The sequence below is a fragment of the Streptomyces sp. WAC00040 genome, assembly GCF_056835925.1.
Map to the genome: position 1 here is coordinate 136691 of NZ_JAKQZE010000002.1, position 12903 is coordinate 149593.

The following is a 12903-nucleotide window of genomic DNA, read 5'->3' on the forward strand; positions in this document are numbered from 1 at the left end:
TGACGGTGCCGCATTCGCCCTTGGTGACCGAAGCGCTCGCCCTGGCCCGTTCCACGGCCGATCCCGGCCCCGACGTCCCCGCGGGGCCGGCGGCCGTGCCGCTGCGCGGCGAGGCGCTGCCCGTCCCCGCCAGACTGGACCGCACCCTGCGGCTCTCGCTCGCGGGCGACAGGCTGCGGCCCGTGCCCTCGGCCGGCGCACTGCACCCGGTGGACACCTGTCTGCTGCTCGGCACCGGCTGCGGGCTCCCGCCCGGCGTCTACGCCTACGACCCGGCGCGCCACAGTCTGCACCGGCACGGCCCGGCACCGGAACCGGCGCCGGCGGGCGCCTTCGCCGTCCTGGGGGTGAGCGCGCGCCGTACCGTGTCGCACTACGGCCACCGGGCCTGGCCCCTGGTGCTGCTCGACGCCGGCCACGCGGCGGCCGCACTTGCCCTGGCGGGCGCGCACGCGGTGTGCCTGGACGCGGACGGCGGGCTGTTGTCCGCCGCTGCCGGAGGCCTGCCGGTCGCCCTGGCCGCGGTGCAGCTGCTTCCCGGAGATCAGGGCACGCTCGCGCGCTGGGCAGGCGACCGGAACAGCGCCGTGTCACCACCGTGGGCGCAGGAACCGCCGGGCTGTCTGCACACGGCGCTGCGGGTCCTCGGTGAGCTCACCGACTCCCAGGGAAGCGAAGGCAGTTGGCGTACGGTCGCCGGTCAGGGACCGGACGACGCCGTGCTGCTGACGCGGCGCAGCGCGTTCCCGGGCTTCCACGGATTGCCGTCGAACGCCGTGCTGGCGCGGATCCTCGCCGCCGCGGAGACCGCGTCTCCGATAGGCCCACGCTGGTGCCTGGCGGTGGGCGGCCCGCGACCGGGTCTGCTGACGAGCCGCCCGCCGGCCGCGTCGGCCGGGGGGCGCCCCGACGAGACGGCCGCGCACGGAGGCCCGGTCCCGCACCGCGGGCCGACCGCCGCCCTCCACCGATTCGCCTCCGGTGACGTGCTGCCCACACTCGCCCACTGGGCCGCCCGGCAGGGCTGGATCGCGCGGGCAGGAGCCGTGCTCCTCGGATACGGCTGCCCGGCGGGAGAACCCGGCGCCCGGATCCGGCACGACCACCTCGCGGCCGGCTACGGCATCGGCCACGCGCAGGCCGCGGCGACCGCCGCCGGCGTGCCGTCACGACCCGTCGGCTCCTGGCAGGGCGCGGACCTCGGGGCCGCACTCGGCGGACCGCCGGGCGAGGACTGGGTGATCCACGGACTGGCCCTCGGCCGCAGCCCCGCCGACGGCGGTGCGGCGGGACCGCCGGCGGGACCGGCCACCGGACCTAAGGCGGGGCCGGCGACCTGCGGTGTGGCGGGACCGGCCACCGGCCGTACGGCCCGTCCTGCCGCCGACCGTGCGACAGGCCGTACGAACCAAGGAGACGAACCGTCATGATGCTCCACCCGGAGCTGCTGCGCGCCGCGCGTACCGCGCGGCGCCCCCTGCTCACGGCCACCGCGCTGCTCGCGGTCGTCACCGTCACCCATCTCGCGCAGGCCGCCCTCCTCGCCGTCGCCCTGGCCCGTATCGCGCGCGGGGACACCGGCGGACTCCCGCCGCTGCTCGGCGCGGTGCTCGCCGCCGTCCTCGCCCGCGCCGTCCTCTGCCGCGCGCAGCGGCGCGTCGCGGTGAACGCCGGAGCTGCCGTACGCACCGGGCTGCGCGACGAACTGCTCGTACGCCTCGGCAGGAACGGGCCGCCGCAACAGGCCGACGCGCGTTCCGGAGCCGTGCGGGCCACCCTCGTCGACGGCGTGGAGGGAGTCGACGCGTACGTCTCCCGCTACCTGCCCCAGCTGCTCATCACCTGCACCGTGCCGCCGACCATCCTGCTCGCCGTGGCTGTCGTGGAGCCGTTGGCCGTCCTCGTGCTGGCCCCCGCCATCGTGCTCGCGCTGTTCGCGCCCCGCTGGTGGGACAAGCTGCTGGAGCGCCGCGGACAACAGCACTGGGGCGCGTACGAGGCCCTGTCCGCGGACTATCTGGAGGCGTTGCAGGGCATGCCCGCCCTGCGCGCGGCCGGCGCCGTCGGACGCACCCGGGCGCGGCTGGAGGAGCGTTCACGGGAACTGCACCGTGCCACGGTCGCCAAACTCCGCGTCTCGCTCGTCGACACGGGACTCACCGACCTCGCCGTGCAGGGCGGCACGGTCGCCGCCGCGCTCGTCGCGTGCGGCGCCGCCGTGTCGGGGCACGCGCCCCCCACGAGCACGTATCTGGTGCTGATGCTCGCGGCCGAGTGCTTCCGCCCCGTGCGGGACCTGTCCAGAGAATGGCACTCCGGGTACCTCGGGGTGTCGGCCGCCGACGGTATCGCCGCTCTGCGCACCGCGGAGGGCGGCGTACCCGACACGGGACGGACCGTCGCCGCATGGCCCGCCGCCCCCGAAGTCCGCTTCGAGGAAGTGGACTTCACACATCCCGGCGGCGGACGCCCCGCCCTCCAGGGGGTGACCTTCACCGCCCCCGCCGGCCGTGTCACCGCAATCGTCGGCCCCTCCGGCGCCGGCAAGTCGACGCTGCTGGGCCTGCTGCTCCGCCGAGCGGACCCGGACCGGGGCAGGGTCCTCGTCGACGGCCTCGACGCCGGCGCGTACACGCTCGACTCGCTGCGCCGCGGTATCGCTGTCGTCTCCCAGGAGACGTACCTCTTCCACGCCACGGTCGCCGACAACCTGCGTCTCGGCGCCCCGGGGGCCACCGACGCAGCCCTGCACGACGCCGCCCGGGCGGCCGGCATCCACGACGAGATCGTCCGGCTGCCCGACGGTTACGCGACACAGGTCGGCGAACGCGGTGCCACCCTGTCCGGAGGCCAGCGCCAGCGACTGGCCCTGGCACGTGCGTTGCTCGCCGACGCGCCCGTCCTCGTGCTCGACGAGGCGACCAGCGCCGTGGACGAACGCCGCGAGGCCCGCATTGTCGGCGAACTGCTGTCGGCCGCCCGGGGCCGCACCTGCCTCGTCGTCGCCCACCGCCTCGACTCCGTACGGGACGCCGACCGCATCGTCGTCCTCGACGGCGGACGTGTCGACGCCGTCGGTGACCACGCGGCCCTGCTCGCGGGGGACGGCGTCTACGCCCGCCTCGTCGCGGCCGGACGCCCCGCAGAAGGAAGGGCCGCATGAAGACCGGACAAGAGGCCCGGCGGACGGCCACGCACAAGGCGCAACGGGCGGCTGAACGAGGCGCTCTGCGGGCCCTGTTGCCGGTGCTCGACGCCCATCGGGCCATGACCGTCCGCACATTCGCCGCTGCCCTCGCCGACCAGGCGGCCCTCGTCGCCCTGGTCACGCTCACCGCGCACACCGTCGGCACGGCCGTCGTCGAACGGCAGGCCCCCGGCCCCGTGACGGTCACCGTCCTCCTCGTGCTCGTCGCCGTGCGGGCCCTCGCCACCTGGCGCGAGATGGACCTCTCGCACGACCTCGCCTACCGCGTCCTGGCGGAACTGCGCGTCCGGGTCTTCGACGGCCTCGCCCGCAGCGCACCCGCCCGCATCCAAGGGCGACGCAGTGGCGACCTGGCCTCCGCCGCGCTCGGTGACGTGGAGGCCCTCGAGTTCTTCTACGCCCACGCCGTGGCACAACTCCTCGCTTCAGGAGCGGTGTTCTGCGGAGGATCGGTTGCGCTCGCGCTGCTCGAACCGTGGCTGCTGCTGCCCGTGCTGCCCCTCGCGGCGCTGCTCGCCCTCGGCCCGCTGCTGGAGTCCCGGGGCCGCGCGGCGCGCGGCGCCAGGACCCGGGCCGCGGTGGCAGACCTTTCGGCGGAGGCCGTGGAGACCGTCGACGGACTCGGGGAACTGCTCGCCTTCGGCGCGCTCGACGCCCGGCGCGACCGGCTCCGTGCCCACGGCCGCGCCCTGGGCGAGGCCCAGCGGTCCGAGCAGGCGTGGGAAGCGGACGCGGCAGCCGTGCGGGACCTGCTCGTCGTCGTGGCCGTCGTCGGAGCCGTACTGGCGGCCGCGCACACCGTCGCCGGTGCCTGGGCGCCCACGGCGATGGCCCTGGCGCTCGGCGTGCTGGCACCGGTCGCCGACTCGGCCGCCACGCTCGGCCAGGCGGGCGGGCTGCGGGCCGCGGCCTCGCGGGTGGGCGCCGCCGTACGGGCCCCCGCGGGCGCACCCCCGCCCGCGGCGCCCCGGCCGCTGCCCGGGGGACCACTCGGCGTACGGCTGCGGCACGTGCGCTTCGACTACGGCGACCGGGCCGTGCTCGACGGGCTCGATCTGACGGTCCGGCCCGGCGAGACACTCGCCCTCGTCGGCGTCTCCGGCGCCGGCAAGTCGACGTGCGCGCATCTGCTGGCCCGGTTCTGGGACCCGTCGTCCGGTGCCGTGGAACTCGTCCCTGAGTCGGGGCCGCCCGTCGACCTGCGCGACCTCGCCGAACCCGACCTGCGCGGCGCCGTGTCCGTCGTCGGCCAGGACGCGCCGCTGTTCCACGGGACGCTGGCGGAGAACCTGCGCCTCGCCGCACCGGACGCGGACGCTACGGCCTTCGCGGAGGCGGCACGGATGGCCGGGGTGGACCGGATCGCAGCCGAACTGCCCGCCGGGTACGAGACGCGCGTCGGCGAACGCGGCACGACCCTGTCCGGCGGCCAGCGCGCCCGCATCGCCCTGGCCCGCGCCCTGCTGACGCGCCCGCGCGTGCTGGTCCTGGACGAGACGACCGCCAACCTCGACACCGAGGGCGACGCGGCGCTGGCGTCCGCACTGACGGCCGGCGCGCCCCTGCGCACGACCGTGGTCGTGGCCCACCGCCCGTCGACGATCCGCCGCACGGACCGCGTTGCGGTACTGGAGTCGGGACGGATCGTGCAGACGGGCACGTGGGCGGAGTTGGCGGCGGAGGGCGGCGCGTTCGCGAGGGTGCTGGCGCGGGGGGTGTAGGCGGTGGGGCTGCTCCGCGGGCTGTCTCCTCCCGCCCCCTTCCCGCTGCACCGACGTGCGGCTCCGTCGCGAGGAGGGTCAGGCCCCGGGGCCCCGTACCGTGCTTCGCACGGTGCCTCAGTCTCCTCCTACGGCCTTGCGGCCGTGGGAGGTGCCCCCGGGCGGGCTGGATTTCGCTGCGCGAAACCCAGCATCGCCGGCGACTACAGCCTGTCGGCGCCGGAGGCGCGGGGGCCCGGGGGCAGAGCCCCCGAGACGCCGCGCGCGGCGCGGTGACGGGTCATCCGGGCGAGGCCCGGTACCGGGGAGGTGGATGTCTCCCCACGGCAGCCGGGCCGTAGGGGGAGGGTAGGGGAAACGACGCGCGCAGCGGCCCGCCCCCTCTCAGCTCATCCGCAACGCCAGGAAGAAGTCCAGCTTGTCCTCCAGGCGCGACAGGTCACGCCCCGTGAGCTGCTCGATGCGGCCCACCCGGTACCGCAGCGTGTTCACGTGCAGATGCAGGCGCGTCGCGCACCGGGTCCAGGAGCCGTCGGAGTCGAGGAAAGCCTCCAGCGTGGGGATGAGCTCCGCGCGGTGGCGGCGGTCGTAGTCCCGCAGCGGGTCGAGCAGGCGGGCCGTGAAGGCGCGGCGGACGTCGTCGGGGACGAACGGCAGCAGCAGCACGTGCGAGGCCAGCTCGTGGTGGCCCGCGGCGCACACCCGGCCCGGTCGTGCCGCGGCCACGCGGCGGGCGTGGCGGGCCTCCTCGAGGGCGCCGCGCAGGGCTTCCGCCGAGTGGACGGCCGCGCTGACGCCGAGCGTGAGGCGTCCGTCGTCGGCCAGGCCGGCGGTCAGCGGCAGGCGTACGGACTCGAGGAGGGCGTCCGCGTGCAGGCCGGCGTCGACCGGGGGCGGGTCCTGGTCCTCGGGGCCGCCGAGGCCCACGACCGGCAGCGGCACCAGGGCGATCGCCTCGTCGCCGGTGTGGGCGACGGCGATCCGGTCGGCGGATTCGGCGCCGGCGGCCGACGGGTCGACGAGGATCTCCTCGAGGAGCGACTGGGCGACCGGCCCGGTCTCGACGGTCGAGTCGGCGCCCCAGTCCACGCGGGCGACGATCACCTGCCAGTGCGGCGCCGCGCCGAGGCCCGGCAGCAGCACGGGCGCGGCGACCCTCAGCCGTGCCGCGATCTCCGCGGGGGCCGCGCCCGTCTGCACGAGTTCCAGGACCTCTTGGGCGAGCCGACGCCGTACCGTGCGCGCGGCCTCGCGCCGGTCCCGTTCCACGGCGATCAGCTGGGTGACGCCCTGGAGCAGGTCGAGCCGTGCCTCCGGCCAGTCGGCGGCGTCCGCCTCCACGGCCAGCAGCCAGTCGGATAGCACGCCCTCCCGTACGTCCCTGACGGCCGGCGCGGCTCCCCTTCCGGTGTTCCGGATCGGGAAGAGCGAGTAGGCCACTCCGCGTACGACGGTCCGGTGCGGGGCGCGCCGGCCGGTGCGTACGGCGGCGAGGTGCTCGCCGGCGAGGGTCGCGCCGACCTCCGCCGGCAGCCCTTCGCCGACGCCGGCGATCTGCCGCCCGGTGGGGGAGAGCACCCAGGCACGGAGGTCCAGGTCCGAGCCGAGCAGGTCCAGTACGGCGTCCGGGCCGCCGCCCGCGGGGCCGGACGTCATCAGGCGCCTGTGTCTGTCGACGACTGCCGCGAGGTCGCCGGCACGTTCGCCGGAGACCTGCCGTACGACGTACTCGGTGATCGTCGCGAACGCGACGGATTCGTTCACCGCGAACAGCGGCAGCCGGTGGCGCAAACACGCCTGGATCAGATCGTCGGGGATGTCGCCGAGTTCCGCCTCGCCCGCGGCGAGTCCCGCGACCTGCGCGGCGGCCAGGATCCGGACGAACGGCTCCGAGTCCGCCGGGCCGTGCCGCCAGGCGAGCCCGGTGAGCACCAGTTCGCCGCCGGAGAGGTACCGGCTGGGGTCGCGCAGGTCCGTGGTCATCACGCCGCGTACCCCGCGGTCGAGCTCGTCCTCGCCGCCGAGCAGCCGCAGCCCCAGCGCGTCGTTCTCCAGCAGTGCGCGCAGCCGCATCTCGTCGCCGCCGATCTGTCTCGTTGTTGCCGGTCATGGCCAAAGATCTGTCGTCGGCGTTTCCATGGGGAAACGGTGAGGTTGCTGATCTCCGCCTTTCGTTCGAATCTACAAGACGAGGGAGGCGACCAGCCAACTCCTTCATGGTTTCGGTGACTGCACCGCCCGGATCGGGCCTTGTGTACTGGACCACACCGCGTGAACAGCAGATGAACGACGGCATATGACAGGTCGAGGGCCGGCTGTCCCGGGCCCCACCGCGACGTACGACCCCGATCGAGAAGAGAGCCACCCATGGACTTCCTTCGCCCCGCCAGCTGGGAGGAGGCGCTCGCCGCCAAGGCCGAGCACCCCACGGCTGTCCCTGTCGCGGGTGGTACCGACGTGATGGTCGAGATCAACTTCGACCACCGCCGGCCGGAGTACCTCCTTGACCTGAACCGCATCGGTGAGCTGAGCGAGTGGGAGGTCGGCGGCGAGAACGTCCGGCTCGGTGCCTCGGTCCCGTACACCGCGATCATGGAGAATCTGCGCGCCGAGCTGCCCGGGCTCGCGCTGGCTTCCCACACGGTCGCCTCCCCCCAGATCCGCAACCGCGGCGGGGTCGGGGGCAACCTCGGCACCGCGTCCCCGGCCGGCGACGCCCACCCGGCGCTGCTCGCCGCCGGGGCGGAGGTCGAGGCGGAGTCGGTACGGGGCACCCGCATGATCCCGATCGACGAGTTCTACACGGGCGTCAAGCGCAACGCGCTCGCCCCCGACGAGCTCATCCGCGCCGTCCACATCAAGAAGGCCGACGGCCCGCAGCAGTTCTCGAAGGTCGGCACGCGCAACGCGATGGTGATCGCTGTCTGCGCCTTCGGTCTCGCCCTGCACCCCGGGTCGCGCACCGTGCGCACCGGCATCGGCTCCGCCGCCCCCACACCGGTCCGCGCCAAGGCCGCGGAGGACTTCTTGAACGCCGCGCTCGAAGAAGGCGGATTCTGGGAGAGCGGGGACATCATCACCCCTTCGGTCGCCAAGCAGTTCGCGGAGCTCGCCTCCGGCGCCTGCAACCCCATCGACGACGTGCGCGGCACCGCCAAGTACCGCCGTCACGCCGTCGGCATCATGGCCCGCCGCACGCTCGGCTGGACCTGGGAGCAGTACCGCGGCACCGCCCGCACGCTTGAAGGAGCTGCATGACCATGCGCGTCAATTTCACCGTCAACGGACGCCGGCAGGAAGCGGACGACGTGTGGGAGGGCGAGAGCCTGCTCTACGTGCTGCGCGAGCGCCTCGGCCTCCCCGGTTCGAAGAACGCTTGTGAGCAGGGCGAATGCGGTTCCTGCACGGTCAGGCTCGACGGCGTTCCCGTCTGCTCCTGTCTGGTCGCCGCCGGCCAGGTCGAAGGCCGTGAGGTCGTCACCGTCGAGGGCCTGGCGGACCTGGCCAAGCAGCGCGAGCAGTCCTGTGCCGGCGGAACCAGCGGCACCTCGCTCCAGGACGCCCAACGGTGGAGCGCCGCGCCTGGTGGCGGGGTCACCGACTCGCAGGCCGGCGAGGGCACCGAGCTCGCGCCGATCCAGCAGGCGTTCATCGACGCCGGCGCCGTGCAGTGCGGTTTCTGCACCCCGGGCCTGCTGGTCGCCGCCGACGAGATGCTCGAGAACAACCCGTCGCCGACCGACGAGGACATCCGCGAAGCGCTCTCCGGCAACCTCTGCCGCTGCACCGGCTACGAGAAGATCCTCGACGCCGTGCGCCTCGCGGCCGCCCGTCAGGGAAACCAGGAAGCGACGGTCTGACGATGGCCACCACCGGCACACCCGCGAACCTCACACAGAAGACCAAGGGCGGCATCGGCGAGTCCACGCTCCGGCCCGACGGCATCCTCAAGGTCACCGGAGAGTTCGCGTACTCCTCCGACATGTGGCACGAGGACATGCTCTGGGGCCAGATCCTGCGCTCCACGGTCGCGCACGCCGAGATCGTCTCCATCGACACCTCGGAGGCGCTCGCCCAGGCCGGCGTCTACGCGGTCCTCACCTACGACGACCTGCCGACCGACGTGAAGAACTACGGTCTGGAGATCCAGGACACCCCGGTCCTCGCAGGCGGCGTCGTACGCCACCACGGCGAGCCCGTGGCCCTGGTCGCCGCCGACCACCCGGAGACCGCGCGCCGCGCCGCCGCCAAGATCAAGGTCGAGTACAAGGAGCTGCCCGTCGTCACCGACGAGGCCTCCGCGACCGCGCCCGACGCGCCGCTGCTGCATCCGGGCCGCGACGACCACCACGCCGGCCATGTGCCGCACCCGAACATCGTGCACCGCCAGCCGATCGTGCGCGGCGACGCCGACGAGGCCGCGAAGCGGGCCGACGTCATCGTCTCCGGCGAGTACACCTTCGGCATGCAGGACCAGGCGTTCCTCGGGCCCGAGTCCGGTCTCGCCGTGCCGGCGGAGGACGGCGGCGTGGACCTGTACGTCGCGACCCAGTGGCTCCACTCCGACCTGCGGCAGATCGCCCCGGTCCTCGGCCTGCCCGAGGACAAGGTCCGGATGACGCTCTCCGGCGTCGGCGGCGCGTTCGGCGGCCGCGAGGACCTGTCGATGCAGATCCACGCCTGCCTGCTGGCCCTGCGCACCGGCAAGCCCGTCAAGATCGTCTACAACCGGTTCGAGTCCTTCTTCGGGCATGTCCACCGGCACCCGGCGAAGCTCTGGTACGAGCACGGCGCCACCCGCGACGGCAGGATCACGCACATGAAGTGCCGGATCGTGCTGGACGGCGGCGCCTACGCCTCCGCCTCGCCGGCCGTCGTCGGCAACGCCTCCTCGCTCTCGGTGGGCCCGTACGTCATCGACGACGTCGACATCGAGGCGCTCGCGCTCTACACCAACAACCCGCCGTGCGGCGCCATGCGCGGCTTCGGAGCGGTCCAGGCGTGCTTCGCCTACGAGGCGCAGATGGACAAGCTGGCGAAGGCCCTCGACATGGACCCCGTCGAGCTCCGGCAGCTCAACGCCATGGAGCAGGGCACGCTGCTGCCGACCGGCCAGCCGGTCGACTCGCCCGCCCCTGTCGCCGAACTGCTGCGCCGCGTCAAGGCCCGCCCGCTGCCGCCCGAGCGCCAGTGGGAGACCACCGAGGGCCCGGACGTGCGCTCGCTGCCCGGCGGCCTGTCCAACACCACGCACGGCGAGGGCGTCGTGAGGGGCGTCGGCTACGCGGTCGGCATCAAGAACGTCGGCTTCTCCGAGGGCTTCGACGACTACTCCACCGCCAAGGTGCGCATGGAGGTCATCGCGGGAGAGCCCGTCGCCACCGTTCACACCGCGATGGCGGAGGTCGGCCAGGGCGGTGTCACCGTGCACGCCCAGATCGCCCGTACCGAGCTCGGCGTCTCGCAGGTCACGATCAGCCCCGCCGACACGCAGGTCGGCTCCGCCGGCTCCACGTCCGCCTCCCGGCAGACCTACGTCACCGGCGGCGCCGTGAAGAACTCGTGCGAGCTGGTCCGCGAGAAGGTCCTCGAGATCGGCCGCCGCAAGTTCGGCAGCTACCACCCGGCATGGGCCACCGCCGAGCTGCTGCTCGAGAGCGGCAAGGTCGTCACGGACGGCGGCGAGGTACTGGCCGACCTGGTGGACCTGCTGGAGGACGAGGCCGTCGAGATCGAGGCCGAGTGGCGCCACCGCCCCACGGAGCCGTTCGACCTGCGTACCGGCCAGGGCAACGGCCACGTCCAGTACTCCTTCGCCGCGCACCGCGCGGTGGTCGAGGTGGACACCGAGCTCGGTCTGGTGAAGGTGATCGAGCTGGCCTGCGCCCAGGACGTCGGCAAGGCACTCAACCCGCTGTCCGTCCTCGGCCAGATCCAGGGTGGCACCACCCAGGGCCTGGGCGTCGCGGTCATGGAGGAGATCATCGTCGACCCGAAGACCGCGAAGGTCAGGAACCCTTCCTTCACGGACTACCTGATCCCCACCATCCTCGACACGCCGACCATCCCGGTCGACGTGCTCGAACTCGCCGACGACAACGCCCCCTACGGGCTGCGCGGCGTCGGCGAGGCCCCCACCCTGTCGTCCACTCCGGCCGTGCTCGCGGCGATCCGGAACGCGACGGGTCTGGAACTGGACAGGACGCCGGTGCGCCCCGAGCACCTCACCGGCACCTGACCCCCTCCCCACTTCTCCGGGCGGTGCGCGCCATGCCTCCAAGGAACCAGCCGGTTCCCCGCCGGCCCGCGCCGCCCGGGGAGAACACGTGCCGCACCGCTCGCGGCCGCAGCAGCACCGCAGTACCCCGAAGAGCGAGTTCGTCTCGGGCCGTCCCCCGGGTCGTGCAGCCAAGCACCATCCCAAATCCCGCCATCACCAGTCCCCACGGCGGGTGCCCCTGTGAACCTTGGGAGTAGGCACCATGACCCAGCAGTCCACCGAGCCCCGGACCATGGCGGAGGACGCCGGCGCGGATACGCACCGGCCCGCCGGACGATCCTGGCTCGACCGGTATTTCCACATCACCAAGAGAGGCTCGACGCTCGGCCGCGAGGTGCGTGGCGGCATCACCACCTTCATGGCGATGGCGTACATCATCCTGCTCAACCCGGTGATCCTGTCGGTGCCCGACGCGGCCGGCAACAGGCTCGACGGTGATCAGCTGACCACCGCGACCGCCTTCGCCGCCGCGGCGACGACCATAGTGATGGGCCTCATCGGCAATGTGCCGCTCGCCCTGGCCGCGGGACTCAGCGTCTCCGCCGTCATGGCCTTCCAGGTCGCGCCCGAGATGACCTGGGAAAACGCGATGGGCATGTGCGTCATCTACGGCGCCGTGATCGTCCTGCTCGTCGTCACCGGTCTCCGTGAACTGATCATGAACGCGATCCCGTTGGCGCTGAAGCACGCCATCACCATGGGGATCGGCCTGTTCGTCTGTCTCATCGGCCTGGTCCAGGCCGGTTTCGTGACCTCCATGCCCGGCGAGGGAGGCATCGCCGGCGCCAAGCCGATCCAGCTCGGAACCAGCGACATGCTGACCGGCTGGCCTGTTCTCTGCTTCGCCGTCACCGTCCTGCTGATCTTCATGCTCCAGGTCCGCAAGGTCCCCGGCGCCATCCTCATCGGCATCGTCGGGGGCACGCTGTTCGCCGCCGCCGTCCACCAGTTCGCCGGCCTCGACAAGGCCGACTGGGGCGGCCTCAACGCGCCCGAGATCACCGGTTCCATCGTCTCCAGCCCCGACTTCGGGCTGTTCGGCGCCGTCTCCTTCGACGGTATGGCCGGCGTCGGCGGCATCACCGTCGGCGTCATCGTCTTCACCCTGGTGCTGGCCGGCTTCTTCGACGCCATGGGAACCATCATCGGCATCGGCCAGCAGGCGGGTCTCGCCGACGACAAGGGCAAGATGCCGGGCCTCAACCGGGCCCTGGCCATCGACGGCGCGGGCGGCGCGATCGGCGGTGTCGCGGGCGCCTCCGGCCAGACCGTCTTCGTCGAGTCGACCGCCGGTGTCGGCGACGGCGCGCGCACCGGCCTCGCCAGCGTCGTCACCGGTCTCGCGTTCACGCTGTGCCTGTTCTTCACGCCGCTCGCCCAGGTCATCCCCACCCAGGTCGCGGCCGCCGCGCTCGTCGTCATCGGCTCGATGATGATGACCAACGCCAAGCACATCGACTGGAACGACTCCGCTACCTCGATCCCGGTCTTCCTGACGACGGTGCTGATGCCGTTCACGTACTCCATCACCGCGGGCATCGCGGCCGGAGTCATCGCCCATGTGCTGATCAAGGCCGTCCAGGGCCGGGCACGCGAGGTGGGCTGGCTCATGTGGGTCCTGGCCGTCGTCTTCCTTGCCTACTTCGCGCTGCACCCCATCGAGGGCTGGCTCGGAGTCAAGTAACCGCCGCCTC

Annotated in this window: 8 protein-coding genes; 7 read left to right on the top strand and 1 reads right to left on the bottom strand. The window is 73.3% G+C overall.

Annotation, left to right across the window (positions count from 1 at the left end; genetic code table 11):
* The first annotated feature begins 5 nt into the window (after positions 1-5).
* The 3 genes from MDN94_RS19845 to MDN94_RS19855 are packed head-to-tail and all read left to right on the top strand — an operon-like array spanning position 6 to position 4929.
* On the top strand, positions 6-1430 hold the full coding sequence (locus MDN94_RS19845) for a nitroreductase family protein (protein ID WP_482727233.1): 1425 nt from the start codon (positions 6-8) through the stop codon (positions 1428-1430).
* Entirely contained in the window at positions 1427-3163 is a 1737-nt protein-coding gene (locus MDN94_RS19850; protein WP_482727234.1) for an ABC transporter ATP-binding protein/permease, read from the top strand. The genes MDN94_RS19845 and MDN94_RS19850 overlap by 4 nt, the downstream gene beginning before the upstream one ends.
* A complete protein-coding gene (locus MDN94_RS19855; protein ID WP_482727235.1) occupies positions 3160-4929 on the top strand; it encodes an ABC transporter ATP-binding protein in 1770 nt (589 codons plus the stop codon). The genes MDN94_RS19850 and MDN94_RS19855 overlap by 4 nt, the downstream gene beginning before the upstream one ends.
* A gap of 384 nt (positions 4930-5313) precedes the next feature.
* On the opposite strand, the gene MDN94_RS19860 is transcribed toward MDN94_RS19855, so the two are convergent.
* On the bottom strand, positions 5314-7002 hold the full coding sequence (locus MDN94_RS19860; RefSeq protein ID WP_482727236.1) for a PucR family transcriptional regulator: 1689 nt from the start codon (positions 7000-7002) through the stop codon (positions 5314-5316).
* 294 nt (positions 7003-7296) lie between these two features.
* On the opposite strand from MDN94_RS19860, the gene MDN94_RS19865 reads away from it, so the two are divergent.
* The 4 genes from MDN94_RS19865 to MDN94_RS19880 all read left to right on the top strand — a co-directional run bounded on the left by MDN94_RS19865 (position 7297) and on the right by MDN94_RS19880 (position 12893).
* Positions 7297-8187 carry an FAD binding domain-containing protein gene (locus MDN94_RS19865; RefSeq protein ID WP_482727237.1) on the top strand — a complete coding sequence of 297 codons (891 nt, stop codon included), beginning with the start codon at positions 7297-7299 and terminating at the stop codon, positions 8185-8187.
* A 2-nt stretch (positions 8188-8189) separates the two neighbouring features.
* Complete coding sequence (locus tag MDN94_RS19870; RefSeq protein ID WP_482728185.1) at positions 8190-8789, top strand: (2Fe-2S)-binding protein; 600 nt, start codon at positions 8190-8192, stop codon at positions 8787-8789.
* Positions 8790-8791: 2 nt separating this feature from the next.
* Positions 8792-11167 carry a xanthine dehydrogenase family protein molybdopterin-binding subunit gene (locus MDN94_RS19875; RefSeq protein WP_482727238.1) on the top strand — a complete coding sequence of 792 codons (2376 nt, stop codon included), beginning with the start codon at positions 8792-8794 and terminating at the stop codon, positions 11165-11167.
* A gap of 244 nt (positions 11168-11411) precedes the next feature.
* Positions 11412-12893 carry an NCS2 family permease gene (locus tag MDN94_RS19880; RefSeq protein WP_482727239.1) on the top strand — a complete coding sequence of 494 codons (1482 nt, stop codon included), beginning with the start codon at positions 11412-11414 and terminating at the stop codon, positions 12891-12893.
* Positions 12894-12903: the final 10 nt, after the last annotated feature.